Raw genomic sequence first — 16,872 nt, 5'->3', positions numbered from 1 at the left:
ATAATATTTATCCTATACGCTTATTTTTACTATTTTATAATATCAATATTTTCTAAAGTCACCACATTTACGCCCGTGTCGATTAACCTTTCAACCTTTTTTCCGTTTAGAATATCAAAAGCCATTTGAACTCCGTCAAATCCCATTTTATAAGGATTTTGAACAACAGTGGCTTTTAATGTTCCGTTTTCTAAAGCTCTTATAGTATCTTGAGATTTATCGAAACCTACTAACATAACCGTATCTTTTTTGCCCATATCTTCTATTGCTCTTGCTACTCCTATAGTAGAACCTTCATTTGATGTAAAGAAACCAACCAAATCTGGATTTGCCGTCATTATATCAGTGGCTATATTTAACGCTCTAGCTTTATCGCCGTCAGAATATTGAACGGAAACTATTTTAATATCTGGCGCTATTTCTTTTATCTTTGTTTCAAAACCTTTTCCTCTCGCTATAGCTGTAGAAGCGGCTGGTTGCGCATGAACAATGCCTATTTTACCTTTTCCATTAACCAATTTTGCAAAAGTCTCGCCCGCTAGTTCGCCCGCAGCTTCGTTATCGGTAGATAAAAAAGCGTCATAATCTTCGGTAGAAATGGCGGAGTCGATTAAAATAAGAGGAATATTTGCCTCTTTAATTTTAGCCGCAACGGGAGATAAAGCCGCAATATCGCTTGGAGCTAAAAGAATAGCATCAGCTTTTTGGTTTATCGCATCTTCTGCCATGCGTGTTTGCTCGTTAGGGTCCGTTTTACCAGCAGGCGCTCTAAAGATTAGTTCAATATTTCCTAATTCTTTAACCTTATCTTCAGCTCCTTTCTTAACGGATAACCAATGCTCGTCTATTGAATCCATCGTTATTAAAACAAATTTTTTGGATGCATTTGAGCTATCCGATTTTGTTTTACCTTTGCATGACAATATTAATGTCAAGGCAAGTAAAATAGTTAAAAATGAAATGATTAAATTAAGTTTTCGCATAACTTAACTCCTTTAAAATAATTTTTTTATAATAAGCGCTTAAAGAATAAACGCAGATTATCATTGAAATAAAATATATTAATGACTGATTAATTAATAAACATAATGTATTTTTTAAAATGCAAAAGTTAGTGGAGTGGAGTGGAGTGGAGTGGAGTGGAGTGGAGTGGAGTGGAGTGGAGTGGAGTGGAGTGTCACAACTAAAATTTATTAAAGCCATATTAAATATTCCTATATTTTATATATATTATTATAGTCTATAATAAATAATTTGTCAAGCGTTTTCTTTAAAAAATTATTATTATTTATACAATTTTTACTACTTAATATACGAATAAAAAAATCTTCTTATCTCTAAAGTATCAACAAAAACATCTTTCAATTTAGGATTTTGCATAGAAGACGCCGTATAATGATATAATGGAATTAAAGCCATATCCTCGCCTATAAGCATATCTTCAGCCTTATGCATATTAGCCATTCTTATATTATTATCCATAGTAGATTGCGCTTCTAAAATAAGTTTATCATAATTGACATTGCTATAGCCGACTCTATTGCCAGCTCCGTTAATCGTAAATAATTGAAGAAAAGTCATAGGGTCTAAATAATCGCCTATCCAATCAGCGCGGCATAAAATATAATGTTTAGTTTGTCTATTCTTTTGAAATACCGCCCAATCTTCTTGAACTATAATCATATCAATATTTAAATTTTCTTTCCACATTTGCTGAACGGCTTCCGCTATAATAACGCCCGAACCTGGATTAGTTTTAAACTCTAACACGGGAAAATTTGCGCCGTTAGGATAGCCCGCTTGAGTTAAAAGATTTTTAGCTTCTTCGATATTATTTTTATAATCTCCTTTATCCGCGCTAAAATATTTAATTCCGTTTTCTCTAAAATCTCCGTTTATATCTTTAAGTCCGTAAGGCACGAAAGCTATCGCGGGTTTTTCTCCGCCTTTTGTAATATTTTCAACTATATAATTTCTGTCTATGGCAAGCGATAAAGCTCTGCGAACTCTTTTATCTTTCAAAATAGAATTCGTATTATTTAAAGCGTAATAAGAAGTGCCAAGCGAAGGAGTCGTTATTAAATATCCTTCTTTTCTTAAAGTGTCTATATCGCTGTTTGGTATTCTTGAAGAATAAAGTAAAGAACCTTCTTTTAAAGCCGCATAAGCCGTAGACAAATCGGAAAACATAATAAAATCTATTCTATTAGCTTTTATAGAATCTTTATTCCAATAATTTTCGTTTATTTCTAAAGATATAATTTCATCGGGTTTTCTGCCTATCATTTTATAAGGACCGTTTCCTATATATGTGTCGGGCGAGAAAGTCCAATTATCGTTTCCTTCAATAAATTCCTTACGAAGAGGAGAGAATATCGGAATACAAGCAAGCTCTAAAAAATAAGCGGTAGGATTTTCAAATTTTATAATAAGAGTTTTATCGTCAATCGCTTCTATTCCAAGCTCTTCTATATTTAATTTTCCAGCCATTATTTTATCTGCATTTTTTACGGGCGAGATTAAAAAGCTATAAGAAGACGCCGTTTTTGGATTTGCAAGTCTTCTAAAAGAATAAACAAATTCATCAGCCATAACGGGTTTTCCATCGCTCCATTTTGCATTATCTCTTAAATTAAATATTATACTTAAACCGTCTTCGGATATTTCCCAACTTTCCGCAACTCCTCCTACAACATTATTATTTTTATCTTTAGTCGTAAGTCCTTCAAATATATGAACTGCATAAATCATACTATCAACAGCCGATAAAAAAGAAGGGTCTATACTTTGAGGTTCTGCTCCAACGCTCACTCTTATTATCTCGTTTGATTTTTTATCAGAACATGAAAATAATGTTAAAGTTAATAATATAAATAATACTTTCTTCATAATGATTACCTCGTTTTTAATATTTTAAATATTTATTAAAGTTATATCAAAATAGTTGATATTTGTCAATAATTTTATTTAAGATTTATTAAATTATTATCGCTTAATATAGTTTTTTAGTTCTTTATTTTATAACATGCAAAAGTCGGGTAGATATAAAAATTATTTCTTTTTATAAAAAATGCAAAATTCTTCTTATTTTTTACTAACAAAAAAGAATAGCATAAAAAAACGGTTTATACAATTAAGTATAAACCGCAAATCAAGTGTATTAGAATTTATATAAAAAATTTTGAAAAAGATTTTGCTTTATGCTTTTGGTCCAAATTTAAAGCCTAACTCTACGCCGACATCAAAACTGCTTTGAGTGGTTTTTGCAGTTACGCCAGCAACGCTAACTTCTTGTTTAGCAATATCTCCGCCCAAATATAAGCCTACATTTAAAGCCAATTTTTCCGTAAAGAAAATAGAATAATCAAAAGTGGCTTTAACATAACCTATAACAGGAGGAGTTAACATAGACAATGTATCAGCCGTAGTCAATTTAATAGAATCTTTTGTGTCTCCAATTTTCATAGTGTATTTTCCTCCAAGTGGAACTTTAACGCCTCCGCCAATTCCTATTGAAAACGCGCCAATATTGAATTTAGGAAGCAAACCAATTTGGAAGCTGTCTAAAGCATAGCTCTCGGATACCTTAACTGTTCCTGAACCAAGTCCTAAACCAGCTCCTATCGTACCCAAGTCGCCTTCAATAGAAGTTCCGAAATGGTCATGAGCGTAGCCCAATTCAACCAATGCGCTAATTCCGAAACCGTTTACCACTTGGAACATATATCCCAACTGCGCTGAAACTCCAGCCTCAAAACCCGCCGTGCCTTTAAATCCAGCGTCTTTCAAATCTTTGTCTGGAATAGATATACCTACTCCGAGAGGCACATTTAAAATAAACTCGAACCCACTTGCCGCAAATGCCGATACGCTAAAAATCATCGTCATTGCAATTGTTAGAAGAAATTTTTTAATTTTTTTCATTTTATTATCTCCTTTTATGAAAAATTTTTTATTTATAACAAAATCGGGTTTCTTCTTTCCCGATAAGTTATCGCGATTAATGTATCCGAAAGAAACGGACAAAATTTTAATAATTTTTTCGATTGATTTATTTTTGAAAAGTTTAAACTTATGGTACTGTACTGTACTGTACTGTACTGTACTGTACTGTACTGTTCAACATACTTACAATGTTTTTAAATCTCATATAAATTTTCCATCACTTTTTTTATTTATATTTTAAATTATACAATATCTAAAAAATTTTGTCAATAACAATTTAAATATTTTTTAACTAACTTTTAATTTATACAATAAGTTTAAAAATTAGTCAATAGTTTATTTAAATTTTTTTTCAATATTGATTAATTTAATTTAACAATATTATAAAACATTTAAAAAATTTGTCAACTATTTATTTTAATTAATTTAGTAATATTTTACAACATTTAAAAATTTTTGTCAACAAAATAATTAAATATTTTAATAATAATTTTATATTGATAATTATACACTTTAATGATATAATATTTTTTAAATATTTTAAGGATAATTAGAGATGGCAACAAAGAATAATAATAATAATAACGATAACGGGACAGAAGAGAGACAGTATTCCACTTATACGAAAGATATACTTAAAAGAGTAAGTCATATATCAATAGAAAAAGAATTACAAGAATCTTATTTAAATTATTCTATGAGCGTTATAGTTTCAAGAGCGCTTCCAGATGTTAGAGACGGTTTGAAGCCCGTTCATAGAAGAATATTATACGCAATGTATGACGCTAATCTTACGCATGATAAACCTTATAAAAAATCGGCGGCTACAGTCGGAGAAGTTTTAGCCCGATACCATCCGCATGGAGACGCTGCGGTTTATGGAACTATGGTTAGAATGGCTCAAGATTTTGCAATGAGATATTTGCTCGTTGATGGACAAGGAAATTTTGGTTCTGTGGACGATGACCCGCCAGCCGCTATGCGTTATACGGAAGCTCGAATGACTCGATTTGCCGAAGAGATGTTAAACGATATAGAAAAAGATACGGTTAAATTTGTTCCTAACTTTGACGATTCCAGAACAGAACCGTCAGTTTTACCCGCTACACTTCCTCAACTTCTTGTAAACGGAAGTATGGGAATTGCAATCGGTATGGCTACGAATATGCCTCCGCATAATTTAAGAGAAGTTATAAATGCAGTTTCTTATTATATAGACAATAAAAATGCGGAAATAAAAGATTTAATGAAATTCGTTCAAGGTCCCGACTTCCCAACCGCGGGAATAATATACGGAAAAGAAGGAATTAAAGAAGCATATACTACGGGAAAAGGAAGAATAAAATTAAGAGCGCGACTTGAAATAGAAGAATTAAAAAAAGACAGAGAAGCTATAATTGTTAAAGAACTTCCATATAATGTTGTGAAAACTACTTTGCATGAAAAAATCGCCGAATTAATTAAACAAGGCAAAATTGAAGGAATTTCGGATATTAGAGACGAATCAAGCAATAGAGCGGGAATAAGACTCGTTATTGAACTTAAAAGAGGAGTCGCCACTCAAATAGTTTTGAATCAATTATTTAAACATACCGATTTGGAGACAACTTTTGGAATAATAAATTTGGCTTTGGTAAACGGAGAGCCTAAAGTTCTTAACTTAAAAGAGCTTATTAAATATTTCGTAGAACATAGAGTTGAAGTTATAACCAAAAGAACTCAATATGATTTGAATCAAGCTAAAGCGAAAGCTCATATTTTAGAAGGACTTTTAATAGCTCAAGCTAATATAGAAAAAGTAATTAAAGTAATAAGAGAGAGCGAAAATACGGAATCGGCAAGAAACACTTTAATGAAAACATTTAAATTGTCCGAAAAGCAAGCGCAAGCTATACTCGATATGCCGCTTAAAAGATTAACCGCTTTAGAAAAATTAAAAATTGAAGAAGAATTGAAAGAATTGAAAGAATTTATAGCATATTGCGAAGATTTGCTCGCTCATCCTAATAAAATATTGGCGGTAATAAAAAACGAACTTCAAAAAATATCCGAAAGATACGGAGACGATAGAAAAAGCGAAATCATCGGAAAAACCAACGACACGGAAATAGACGAAGAAGATTTGATTCATGACGAAGATGTAGCGGTTTCTATAACGACTCAAGGCTTTATTAAGAGAGTTCCCGCTTCAAGTTATCGCACACAGGGAAGAGGCGGAGTCGGAGTTCAAAGCGGAAAATCTCAAGGTGAACATTATATAGAACATTTATTTGTAGCTTCAACTAAAGATTATTTATTTATATTTACCGATAGAGGAAAAGCTTTTTGGTTGAAAGTGCATGAAATTCCAGCTTTGACAAAATTGTCGCAAGGAAAAAGCATTAAATTTATATTAAATCTCGCTCCAGATGAAAAAATTACAAGCTATTTTACGGTTTCGGAATTTGATTCTAAACAATCTATTATAATGGTAACTAAAAAAGGCACTATAAAAAAGATGGAATTAAAGCATCTTGAAAACGCTAAAAAACGCGGAATACTTGCTTTAACTTTAGAAAATAATGACGAACTTGTCGCGGTTTCTGCAGTTCAAACAGGAGACGATTTCATTATGACTACAGACTCTGGACTCGCTTTAAGAATAAACGAACAGAAGGTTAGAAATATGGGAAGAGCCGCTGGCGGAGTTAAAGGAATAACTTTATCGGGAGATGATATTTGCGTATCTGGAAACGGAATACATAAAGGCGAATCTTTAATAGTTATAACCGAAAACGGAATAGGCAAAAGATTATCTTCAAAACAATTTAATGTTAAAGGAAGAGGCGGACATGGACAGATTTATATTAAACTTGACAATAGAACGGGAAGAGTTGTAAGCGTAAAAACTGTTGGCGATAAAGACGAAATAATGGTTGTAACAACGGACGATATGACTATTAAAATAAAAGCGAACTCTATACCTGAACTTGGAAGAAATGCGAAAGGCGTTAAAATAGTTAATATATCCGAAGGAGCGAGAGTTAGCGATTTGGCTGTAGTTCCCACTTCGGAAGATAAATAAAAATTATTATTAGAGAAAAAATATATTTTAGTTTCTAATAAATAAAAAATTAATAAAGTCGATAAATTGGAATAATAAATTTTTAAATTAAAGTTTATATTCAAAAAATGATAATTTAAAAACTAATTATTCCGATAATTAAATAAAAGTTTTATTATTAATTAATTTATTATTAACCTAACTATTATTTATGAAGAAAATATTTTTATTATTGTTAATATTCTGTTTATCTATTTATTCGCAGACAAACGAGTTTAATGCAAATTCTTATCGTTCAATTAACGGAGAGAAATTAGAGCCTGCTTGGGTTTATATAGGCGAAGCTAAAAGAGCGATAAAAAATGGCGACACATCTTACGCTTTATATTTAATGAATAAAACTATAATGTATTATCCCGATAATGCGGACGCTCATTATTATTTGGCGGTTATATACGAAAAAGAAGCGGGCGAACCTGCAGAGCAAGGCGGAGCGGCGAGCTATAGATTGGCTATAGAAGAATATAAAAAAGCGATTCAATTAAATAAAAATTTAAATGTCCCCGCTTATAAATTAGACGCTTATTTTAGTTTGCTTCATATTTATGAAAAATTAATTGACGAAGAAAATTACGCTATAACCGAAAAAGAAATTATAAATATGGCTGAAAACGGAATGAATAGACTTGAAAGAGGAAGAATATATTTTAAACTTGCCGAACTTTACGATAACAGAAATAGAAATTCTTCGGCGATAGATTTTTATAGACAATCTTATTTAAACGGATACAGACAAAAATTATCTTTATTTAGAATATCGATAATATATAGAAAAGCGCGAAATTATACGCAGGAAAAAGAATATTTGATTCTTGCAAATAAATACGAATTTGCAAATAACGAACCTTCAAATTACGAAGTTCAAAAGTCTATAGTTCAAAGACTCGAAGCGTTGAAAAATGTAAAAATACCTAAAAAATTAAATTAATATTATTTAATTAATTTCTTCAATACTTCGGATATATCGGCGTCTATGCATATAGAACGCTCTTCAATATCGCTTGCGCTGTAGCATTCTCCCAAATTAATAGAAGCGTAAACGGATTTTTTATTATTTAAAGTCATTCTCCAAAAATTATATTTTATTATAGAAGGCGTATTGAAACCGACTCCAAGTTCCAAAAACAAAATTTTTGAATTGTCGGAATTTTTTAAAAAATTTTCGTATTTTGATTTTTGTTTGTCCCAATTTTTATCTTGAACGAAAGTGGAATCCGCTCTCAAATTCATAGACATATTTTCTCCACAGTATGGACATTTTGGAATAAGCTCGGTAGGTATTTTCATTTCTTTTTTGTATTTAATCATTTCTCTAATATATTTTTCATTATAAAAAGTTTCTTGCCTGCAAGGTTTTGAACATTGAAAAAGCGAAAAATCTCCTTGAACCGCAAAAATTTTATCTTTATCAAATTTAGAATCTGCAAATCTGCCGTCAACATTTGTAGTTATGACGAAATAATTTTTATTTTTTACTATATTATAAAGATTTAAATAAGTCTCGTTTTCTTCAATATCGTATCTGTTTATATAAACATACAAACTAAAATAAGCCCAATATTCCTCAAGAGTTGGAAAATTATAAAATCCCGCGCTATACATATCGGTAAACCCGTATTTTTTTATATAATCTTTAAAATTATCTTCAAATCTTTTTCCGTCATATAAAAATCCCGCCGAAGTAGAAAGTCCCGCTCCCGCTCCTATCAATATATACTCCGAATTTTCAATTTCTTCTTTTAATTTTTGTATTAATTTATTTTTATCCATTTTTTATTTTCCTACAATTTTTTTATTATATAATTCATAATCAATATCTTTAAAAACATTGAAAACTATTTTTATATTTCGTTTTTTATTTTCTTTTAAAAAATCGTTTACCGAAAATAAAGCTATATCGACAGCCAAATCGTTTGGAAATCTAAACTCTCCTGTGGATATGCAGCAAAAAGCCACACTTTCTATATTATTTTCTAAAACCAAATTCAAACAAGATTTATAGCATGAATAAAGAAGCTCTTCGTCTTTTTTGCTAACTTTATCTTTTATTATTGGTCCAACCGTATGCAAAATATATTTACAAGGCAGATTAAAAGCAGGAGTTATTTTTGCATCGCCTGTTTCCAAATAACCTCCACATTGATTTATAATATCTCGGCAAAATAATCTGAGTCTTGTTCCAGCGGCGCTATGAATCGCGTTATCAATACATTTATGCATCGGATAGAAACATCCAAGCATTGCAGAATTAGCGGCGTTTACTATAGCGTCAATTTTTAAAGTCGTAATATCTCCTTTCCAAATATATAGATTATTTTTTATCGGTTTAAGATTTGCTATATTAGTAATAAGTTTGTTATTAAATTTTTTATCGAGTTCTTCTTTCAAAAATTCGTCTTCTACTTTTAAATATTCTTCGCTTATATCGTTCGGCGGACGAATATTTATAAGACTTCTAAATAAATTTTTTAATTCTATTTCGTTGGACGGAAGCTCGCCTATATTAATTTTATTTTCTTTTGCCAAATAATTTATTAGATATAATAATTTTTCCATATATTAATGATTTCTCTTTATTGTAATTAATATTATTACAATTAATATATAGTATTTTTATTTTAATGTCAATAGTTTAAATGCTTGAAGCGTTGAAAAATGTAAAAATACCTAAAAAATTAAATTAGAATTTTTTTAAAATGTTATAATTTGCATACAATTTAATAAATAGCCGAAGGAAAGAATTTCGGTTTAAGGATGTTTAACTTGAATAATCTAGAACAGAACAGAACGCTATTATTATCTTCTAAACAATAATTTAAATTTCTATATATTACAAATTTCAAAAGCGTTTAAATTTTTAAGCTCTTCAATTTTATTGCAAAAATTTTTATCAAATAAAAAACTAATATTTGGATTATCTCAATTCAATCAAAATTTTAATTTCGCAAGAAACATTTATTTAAATGTTTTTAATAAATATCAAAAGGAGAGTTCTATAATGAAAGAACAAAGAAAAAATTTTTATCTATTATTAATTATCTTATCTTTAATCGCGCTATTTTCAATAAGTTGCGATAATAAGGATAAAACAGGAGCGTAAGAAAGAACATTATCTTATTATGCTGGCGATTGGTGGGGACAACCTCAACAGTCTAAACAGAAGCATCTGGTTACCATAAATACTGACGGTTCGGTTACTATAAAAGGTGATAGAGTTGCTGATATTGTAGTTCCTTCGTCTTCTATAACAAGAGTTAGTGACACGACTTATATCGGTTCGTATAGTGACAGTAGCGATAGCATAAATTTTACTTTTATTTTTAGTAGCGATACTCAAGGAAAGTTAATAATGGAAGAAGTGGGAGGAATTACATTGCGTTTAGATATTACTAAAAAATAATTAAGATTAATAATAGATAAAATAATTAAAAGGCATCGTGTTAGTGCGGCGTCTTTTTTTAAATATAGCAAAACAAATAATGAAGAGCTATCATAATTGGCAAGAAAATAGACAATAATATAAAATTAGTCGTGAATGCTTTGAGTTGCATAACCTATTTATATAATTTTGATTATAGAGTAAATTAATATTTTTTTCTTCGTATATTGTATTTTAATAAATTTTATTAAAAAAATTGTTATAAAATAATTATTGAAGAAGCAAAAATATAGCTATAATTAAAAATATTTAGGAAAAATCAATATTATTATTTCTTATCATTTTTAAATTTGAAATAAGAAATTTCTTCAACCATATTCTCCGTTCTGTCCGACACTTCTTTGCTTGAAAAAGCGCTTTCTTGCGCCATATCGGAATTTTCCTGCGTTATATTATTTAATTCTATCACGGCTTGATTTATCTGATGTATGCTATCTTCTTCTTGAATAGACGAATTCGCTATTCCCGTTAAAACTTCTGAAACTTCATTTACGGATTTTTCTATCTCGCTTAAAAGTTCTGAAGATTGAGTTACCGATACATTTCCAACTTCTATTTTATTTACCGTATCTTCTACTATATTTGTAATATTGCTTGCAGCGTCATTAACCGTTTGAGCTAAAGACCTTATTTCGCTTGCCACAACCGCAAAACCTCTTCCTTGCTCTCCCGCTCTTGCAGCTTCAACGGCGGCATTTAAGGCGAGTATATTTGTTTGAAAGGCTATAGATTGAATCATTTTAGTTATATCGGATATTTTTTTACTAGATTCTGAAATTTCTTTCATGTTATTTGCAGTTTGTATTACGGCTTCGACCCCGCTTTTAGTATCCGAATAAGCTTTTTCGCTCATATTTTTCGCTTCGGATGCGCTTCTTGCAGTTTCTTTCAAAGAAGAAGATAAAGCTTCAATAGAACTTGCCAATTCTTCTAAAGCTGCGGCTTGAGAGTTACTTCTATCGGACAAATTAGCGCTTCCATCGGATATTTTATTTATTTCGTTATTTATAACATCTATACCTTGTTTTATTTTATAAATCACAGAACCTATATTTTTTTGCATATCGTCAATCGATTTTGTAAGCATTCCCGTTTGGTCTTTTTTATCTAAAAGTTTTTTCTCAAATCTTGCATTGAAATCTCCTTTTCCCATATCTTCCGTAATATTTATAGCTCTGTTTAAAGTTTCAGATAAAGGACGAACTACAACCAAAACTAAAATAGTTTCTACCGACATAAAAGCCACTACTACGATTATTAAAACTATTATAAGTTTTCTCATAAGACTATCGAAATAAGATGTAGTTCCATGTCCCGATATCATCCAAGGAACATTTTCTATATTTTGAACGCCCGCCCATTCTTTGCCTTTTATTTCTATTAAATTATTTCCGCTTGATACAGTATTTTGCCAACTAGAAAATAGAGGATTTGAAAATAAATTATTTTGTTCGTTTAAAATATTTCGTTTATCTTTATGCGTAAGATACATTCCATTTGTCATTATTATATTTATTTCGGTATTTTTGTCTTCTGCTTGATTTTGCATTATTTCTGAAATTTTTTCAAAAGAAATATCAATTCCTACCACTCCTTTAAGAACATTATTCGTATAAATTGCCTTAGCGAAAGTTACAACAAGTTCTTTTGAAGATGCGGCTATATAAGGTTCGCTTATATATACTTTATTTTCGTTTAATGATTTTATAAACCAATCTCTTTTTGTTTGGTCGTAATTTGCTGGAAGAAGATGCCTACGAGGATTTACAAATATTCCTCCTTCGTTATTCATAGGTATATTATTTCCAAAATACACATTTACAATTTCGGGTTTTGATTTTACAATATTTGAAAAAGCTATAAGCATATCGTTTGTATTTATAGCGCTTTTTGTATATGCTTCTATTATATCTATTTCAGAATAAAAAGAAGATGTCCATTTAGAAACTTCTTCCGCTGCGGTTTTCATTTTTACATTTATATTATTTAAAAACAATCTTTTATATTGAGGTCTATAAATAATATACATACATATAACTACTATTCCTAAAAATACGGCAAACGGAACTAAAAATTTATTCATTAATCCTTTTTTTCTGTTAGACTTTTTAATCTTCATTTATCTTTTCCTTAACTTATAAAATCATTATATCATATTTTCGGAATTATTTTTTTAAATTTTTTACTTATGCCTAATATTTATATTTAAAAAATCGATAATAAATATAAATAAAAAAGTTCTTGACAATTATAAAAAATTTCGTATTATATAGATATATCGTTCTTTGAAAGGGGATGCTCTGGATTCGACTGCGATGGTTGAGTCATATTTTGCATAGTCGCGCTAGGTGTATGCGCGTTAATATCATACTAAAATTATAATTGCAGACGAATATGCAATTGCAGCCTGATTGAGGCTGTCGCTGATTTTATGATTTGTCTATGGGTTATTTTATCGGCGTTGAAACACATAGAACTTGTATCGAGCGCAGTTTGAACTTGAATACATGTATAATCAAACTAGTCTTACGGTTTTTCTGCTTATCTTATAGCCGTTAGGCGAAACTTTAAAGATAAGATACGCTATGTAGACGAATATGGGGCGCTTCGTAGGACGCGGGTTCGAGTCCCGCCATCTCCAATTAAATTCTATTTTTACAAATTGTATAAATATAGTTATAAAACCGTCTTTTATATTATATTTCATTTAAAAAATTCTAAAAAATGTTTTCGTCTAAATATCCATTTTGAAATATAAAGATTGAGTATATATAACATTTCATAAAATCCGCTTTTATATGTAGTCTTTCGTAATTTAAAATATTAATCAATTAACTCTAGCGACAGTTAAAACTCCTATTTTATCAATATTTTCTATTTTTCTAATTTCAAAAGATATTTCATTTAAAGTAGTTCCCGTTGTAAAAACATCGTCTATTATAAGAATATTTATTTTTTTAGAATTTTCTAATTTGAAATTTTTATTTATAATAAAAGCGCCTTTTATAGTTTTCTTTCTCAATTCTTTATCTTTTATCATACTTAAAGGATAAGTTTCTTTTTTTCTTATAATCATATTTTCGATTAATTTTATATTTAAAATTTTTGAAATCGTTTTTGCTATTAATTCGCTTTGATTATATCCTCTTTCAAAAAATCTATTTTTTCCCAAAGGAACAAAAGTTATAGCGTCAAATTTTTTTATATAATCTTTATAATAAAAAGACAATATTACTCCAAAATCTTGGCTTATTAAATATCTATGTCCGAATTTCATTTTATGAATTAAATTAATCGTTATATCTTTATAATAAAGCATTGATTTGCATTCGTCAAAATAAATTTCTTCGTATTTGCAAGCGCAAGTTGTATTTTTATCTTCTAATAATTTTCCGCATCTTTCACAGCGAATATAATCGTCCGTATGAATATAATCTAATTTTTTATTTATACAATCTATACAGATATAATTTATTTTTTCGCTTTCAATCATATTCCCGCAAATTATACAATGATTTGGAAAAATTATTTCAAAAATATTTTTTATAAAATTCTTTATAATTTTTTTTATCATAATTTTTATTATATAGTCTGGCAAAAATTTTTAAATATTGTATAATAAAATTATGATAGATTATAAATTAATAGCAAAAACGATTAAAGAATCAAAATATGCCGTAGCTTTCACGGGAGCGGGAATAAGCGTTGAGAGTGGAGTTCCGCCTTTTAGAGGTCCTGACGGTTTATGGGAAAAGCATGGAAGTCAATTTGCAGAAATATCTTATTTTACAAGGTATCCAAAAGAATCTTGGCAATCTTTAAAAAAAGTTTTTTACGAGCCGATTGATAATGTAAAACCGAATAAGGCTCATATAGTTTTGGCTAATTTAGAAAAAGCGGGAATAATGCGTTCTGTAATTACTCAAAATATAGATAATTTGCATCAAGAGGCGGGAAGCAAAATAGTTTATGAACTTCATGGAACGGCTAAATATGCGGTTTGTATGAAATGCAAAAATAAATACAAAATAAATAAAGAAATATTATCTATGAATCCGCCAACATGCGAAAAATGTTCTTCTGTATTAAAACCAGCATTTGTATTTTTTGGCGAGCAATTGCCTTCTTTTGATTTTCAAAGTTCAATCGATGACGCTAACAAAAGCGATTTATTTATTATAATTGGCACAGGCGGAGAGGTTATGCCAGCCGCTCAAATTCCGCATTTGGCTAAAAGGTCGGGAGCTAAAATTATAGAGATAAATCCCGAGCCTTCAAGTTTTACAAATTCTATAGTCGATATTTATGTTAAAGAAAAATCGGGAATCGCTTTCGGCGAGATAGAAAAATATTTAGATATTTAATTTACAAATCTTAAAATCATTTTTCTAAATTTTTGCATTGTATAATTTATGTCAAATATTATTTTATTTATCATATTTTACTCCCTTGATAATTTAATGATAATTTATGCAAAGATAAGCATTTAGATTTATAAAATAATTTTCTGCAGTGAAAAAATCGCCGAAAAAATTTATAATGAGGCGTTAGTGTAGTGTAGTGTAGTGTAGTGTAGTGTAGTGTAGTGGCAAACTAAACATATAAAATTCCTACCTGTTTTTTAATGAATGAATTATAGCATATTAATAAAAAATGTCAATAGTTAAAATTATAAAATTTTATTTATTATTAAAAATTTCTCTAATTATATTCGCTCTAATTTCATTTATATTTTGAGTATTATTTTGATTATTCAAATTTTTAAGATGATTATTTTTAGTTATAAATAATATATAATATAAATCATCAAGTTCAATATTTTTCATTTCAGGCATATCATAATATAATCCCGCCCTTAACCAAAAACTATATTTTATAATTTCGCTATATGTCAATTTTCTTGCAGATGACAATATCGCTTTGCTTCTATATATTCTGTCTTCAATTTTTATTTTATCAAGTTTTTTAATTCTGTTCCTTATTTTTTTTTCTTTGTCTAAAATATCATTGACTATATCAATCATATTTTTTAATATATCTTTTTCTTTAATTCCTATCATAACTCTATTTGTTATATTAAGTATTGGAATATTTTTTTCATCTCTTACAAATAAATCAAAACCTAATTTTGAAAATTTGCTTATAAAATAGTCTATATTATTTGGAGTTTTACAAAGAATAGCGGGAATTGCCATAGAAACCATTAAATTCATTGCCGTTCCAATTTTTTGCGGAGAGCCTGTTAAATATCCTAATTTTTTATCAAAAGAAAAATCCACTTTTTCGTCAAGTTTATTTTCTATATCGTAAGCTTTTTTAAAACATTCTTTTAATTCAAATCCTCTCGCTATAGTTTGTATTTCGCAATGTTCGTTTGAGTTTACAAGTATAGAAGTCGATTCGTCCATATTCGTATATAATGTCGCGTTTAATAAATTTCTATTTTTTGGAAGAGTGAGATTTTCTTTAAGAATATTTATATTAGAAGAATCAATATTTTTTAATTTTATTTCGGTTAAATTAAGATTTAACTCTTCAATATTTTTTTTTAATATAGAATCTACTTTATCAATTTCGTATTTATCCATATGATAATGAAATCTTATATTTTCTAAATTTCTGTATATCGACACTTTAGAATATAAAACAATATTATCTTCAGAGCTTTTATTGTATATCCAATCTGCTATATTTTTATCGGCAAACATATTTTTTCACTTATATTTTTTTAGATATTAAAACTTCGCTTAAAGTTTCTATCTTTTTCTTCAACTCGTTAGCCTCTTCGTATTTCTCCATACTTTTAAGAATTTCTATATCGCTTTGATGTTTTAAAATCTCTTTTTCAATATCGACTTCGGATAATTTTTTATTTGGCATATTTCCTATATGTTTATTTTTATTATGAATTCTATAAACGATTTTTTTAACAAAAGTTTCAAAACTATTATAACATTTTGGGCATGCTACAGTTTTAGTTTTTAAGAAATCATTTAAAGAATATCCGCAAGCGTTACAAGTTTCTTTACGATTTTTTTTATTTGCTTTTATTTTTTTTAATTTAGTAGATTTATGATTTGGAAATATGGAAATCAAATTATTATTATCTTCAAGACTCTCGAAACATTTTTCTATAATTCCAAAATCTTTAGAACATTTTTTACAAACACTAATTTTATCGCGTTTTTCGTCTATCGTTTCAACAATATGCAAAACCGCTTTTTCTTTACCACATATATTGCAATTCAAATCGCTACCCCTATAATATTATAAATAAAATTTTACCATTTAACATAAAAAATTGCAAATATTAATTTTAATAATAATCTACATAATTAAAAATATTAATATATTTAATTTTTATTAATTTTGTATATTAATTTAA

12 protein-coding genes and 1 other RNA gene are annotated in these 16,872 nt (G+C 28.8%); 4 read left to right on the top strand and 9 right to left on the bottom strand.

Annotated elements, in window-relative coordinates; genetic code table 11:
• Positions 1 to 29: 29 nt before the first annotated feature.
• The 3 genes from EPJ79_RS08915 to EPJ79_RS08905 form a co-directional block, all read right to left on the bottom strand.
• On the bottom strand, positions 30 to 983 hold the full coding sequence (locus EPJ79_RS08915; protein WP_147526006.1) for an ABC transporter substrate-binding protein: 954 nt from the start codon (positions 981 to 983) through the stop codon (positions 30 to 32).
• A 319-nt stretch (positions 984 to 1,302) separates the two neighbouring features.
• Positions 1,303 to 2,889: a peptide ABC transporter substrate-binding protein gene (locus EPJ79_RS08910; RefSeq protein WP_147739222.1), complete on the bottom strand. Its 1,587-nt coding sequence runs from the start codon at positions 2,887 to 2,889 to the stop codon at positions 1,303 to 1,305.
• 309 nt (positions 2,890 to 3,198) lie between these two features.
• Positions 3,199 to 3,924, bottom strand: a complete 726-nt coding sequence (locus EPJ79_RS08905; protein ID WP_147739221.1) for an outer membrane beta-barrel protein — start codon at positions 3,922 to 3,924, stop codon at positions 3,199 to 3,201.
• Positions 3,925 to 4,501: 577 nt separating this feature from the next.
• On the opposite strand from EPJ79_RS08905, the gene gyrA reads away from it, so the two are divergent.
• Complete coding sequence (gyrA, locus tag EPJ79_RS08900; protein ID WP_147739220.1) at positions 4,502 to 7,009, top strand: DNA gyrase subunit A; 2,508 nt, start codon at positions 4,502 to 4,504, stop codon at positions 7,007 to 7,009.
• 190 nt (positions 7,010 to 7,199) lie between these two features.
• The gene (locus EPJ79_RS08895) at positions 7,200 to 7,976 is read left to right on the top strand and encodes a tetratricopeptide repeat protein (protein ID WP_147526150.1); all 777 of its coding nucleotides are present in this window, start codon (positions 7,200 to 7,202) and stop codon (positions 7,974 to 7,976) included.
• A 2-nt stretch (positions 7,977 to 7,978) separates the two neighbouring features.
• On the opposite strand, the gene EPJ79_RS08890 is transcribed toward EPJ79_RS08895, so the two are convergent.
• From EPJ79_RS08890 to EPJ79_RS08880, 3 genes are all read right to left on the bottom strand, one after another.
• Positions 7,979 to 8,818 carry an SIR2 family NAD-dependent protein deacylase gene (locus tag EPJ79_RS08890; protein WP_147739219.1) on the bottom strand — a complete coding sequence of 280 codons (840 nt, stop codon included), beginning with the start codon at positions 8,816 to 8,818 and terminating at the stop codon, positions 7,979 to 7,981.
• A 3-nt stretch (positions 8,819 to 8,821) separates the two neighbouring features.
• Positions 8,822 to 9,604 carry a protein-ADP-ribose hydrolase gene (locus tag EPJ79_RS08885; RefSeq protein ID WP_147739218.1) on the bottom strand — a complete coding sequence of 261 codons (783 nt, stop codon included), beginning with the start codon at positions 9,602 to 9,604 and terminating at the stop codon, positions 8,822 to 8,824.
• Positions 9,605 to 10,755: 1,151 nt separating this feature from the next.
• Positions 10,756 to 12,606, bottom strand: coding sequence for a methyl-accepting chemotaxis protein (locus EPJ79_RS08880; protein ID WP_147739217.1), 1,851 nt, complete (start codon positions 12,604 to 12,606; stop codon positions 10,756 to 10,758).
• Between the two features lie 172 nt (positions 12,607 to 12,778).
• Between EPJ79_RS08880 and ssrA the strand changes: the two genes are divergently transcribed.
• Positions 12,779 to 13,131: a transfer-messenger RNA gene (gene ssrA / locus EPJ79_RS08875) on the top strand.
• A 183-nt stretch (positions 13,132 to 13,314) separates the two neighbouring features.
• On the opposite strand, the gene EPJ79_RS08870 is transcribed toward ssrA, so the two are convergent.
• Entirely contained in the window at positions 13,315 to 14,061 is a 747-nt protein-coding gene (locus EPJ79_RS08870; protein WP_244289093.1) for a ComF family protein, read from the bottom strand.
• A 52-nt stretch (positions 14,062 to 14,113) separates the two neighbouring features.
• On the opposite strand from EPJ79_RS08870, the gene EPJ79_RS08865 reads away from it, so the two are divergent.
• Complete coding sequence (locus tag EPJ79_RS08865) at positions 14,114 to 14,851, top strand: NAD-dependent deacylase (protein WP_147717878.1); 738 nt, start codon at positions 14,114 to 14,116, stop codon at positions 14,849 to 14,851.
• Positions 14,852 to 15,166: 315 nt separating this feature from the next.
• On the opposite strand, the gene EPJ79_RS08860 is transcribed toward EPJ79_RS08865, so the two are convergent.
• Both EPJ79_RS08860 and EPJ79_RS08855 read right to left on the bottom strand, forming a co-directional pair.
• The gene (locus tag EPJ79_RS08860) at positions 15,167 to 16,195 is read right to left on the bottom strand and encodes a guanido phosphotransferase (protein ID WP_147739216.1); all 1,029 of its coding nucleotides are present in this window, start codon (positions 16,193 to 16,195) and stop codon (positions 15,167 to 15,169) included.
• Between the two features lie 10 nt (positions 16,196 to 16,205).
• Positions 16,206 to 16,736, bottom strand: coding sequence for an excinuclease ABC subunit B (locus tag EPJ79_RS08855; RefSeq protein ID WP_147562004.1), 531 nt, complete (start codon positions 16,734 to 16,736; stop codon positions 16,206 to 16,208).
• Positions 16,737 to 16,872 lie beyond the last annotated feature (136 nt).

Origin of the sequence: Brachyspira aalborgi (assembly GCF_008016455.1) — a bacterium.
GTDB lineage: Bacteria > Spirochaetota > Brachyspiria > Brachyspirales > Brachyspiraceae > Brachyspira > Brachyspira aalborgi.
Note: the sequence above shows the minus strand (reverse complement) of the source record. Positions and strands in the feature narration are given on the sequence as shown.

Coding starts and splice junctions, on each gene's coding strand:
- EPJ79_RS08915 (WP_147526006.1), bottom strand. CDS start 983: ATGCGAAAACTTAATTTAATCATTTCATTTTTAACTATTTTACTTGCC.
- EPJ79_RS08910 (WP_147739222.1), bottom strand. CDS start 2,889: ATGAAGAAAGTATTATTTATATTATTAACTTTAACATTATTTTCATGT.
- EPJ79_RS08905 (WP_147739221.1), bottom strand. CDS start 3,924: ATGAAAAAAATTAAAAAATTTCTTCTAACAATTGCAATGACGATGATT.
- gyrA (WP_147739220.1), top strand. CDS start 4,502: ATGGCAACAAAGAATAATAATAATAATAACGATAACGGGACAGAAGAG.
- EPJ79_RS08895 (WP_147526150.1), top strand. CDS start 7,200: ATGAAGAAAATATTTTTATTATTGTTAATATTCTGTTTATCTATTTAT.
- EPJ79_RS08890 (WP_147739219.1), bottom strand. CDS start 8,818: ATGGATAAAAATAAATTAATACAAAAATTAAAAGAAGAAATTGAAAAT.
- EPJ79_RS08885 (WP_147739218.1), bottom strand. CDS start 9,604: ATGGAAAAATTATTATATCTAATAAATTATTTGGCAAAAGAAAATAAA.
- EPJ79_RS08880 (WP_147739217.1), bottom strand. CDS start 12,606: ATGAAGATTAAAAAGTCTAACAGAAAAAAAGGATTAATGAATAAATTT.
- EPJ79_RS08870 (WP_244289093.1), bottom strand. CDS start 14,061: ATGATAAAAAAAATTATAAAGAATTTTATAAAAAATATTTTTGAAATA.
- EPJ79_RS08865 (WP_147717878.1), top strand. CDS start 14,114: ATGATAGATTATAAATTAATAGCAAAAACGATTAAAGAATCAAAATAT.
- EPJ79_RS08860 (WP_147739216.1), bottom strand. CDS start 16,195: ATGTTTGCCGATAAAAATATAGCAGATTGGATATACAATAAAAGCTCT.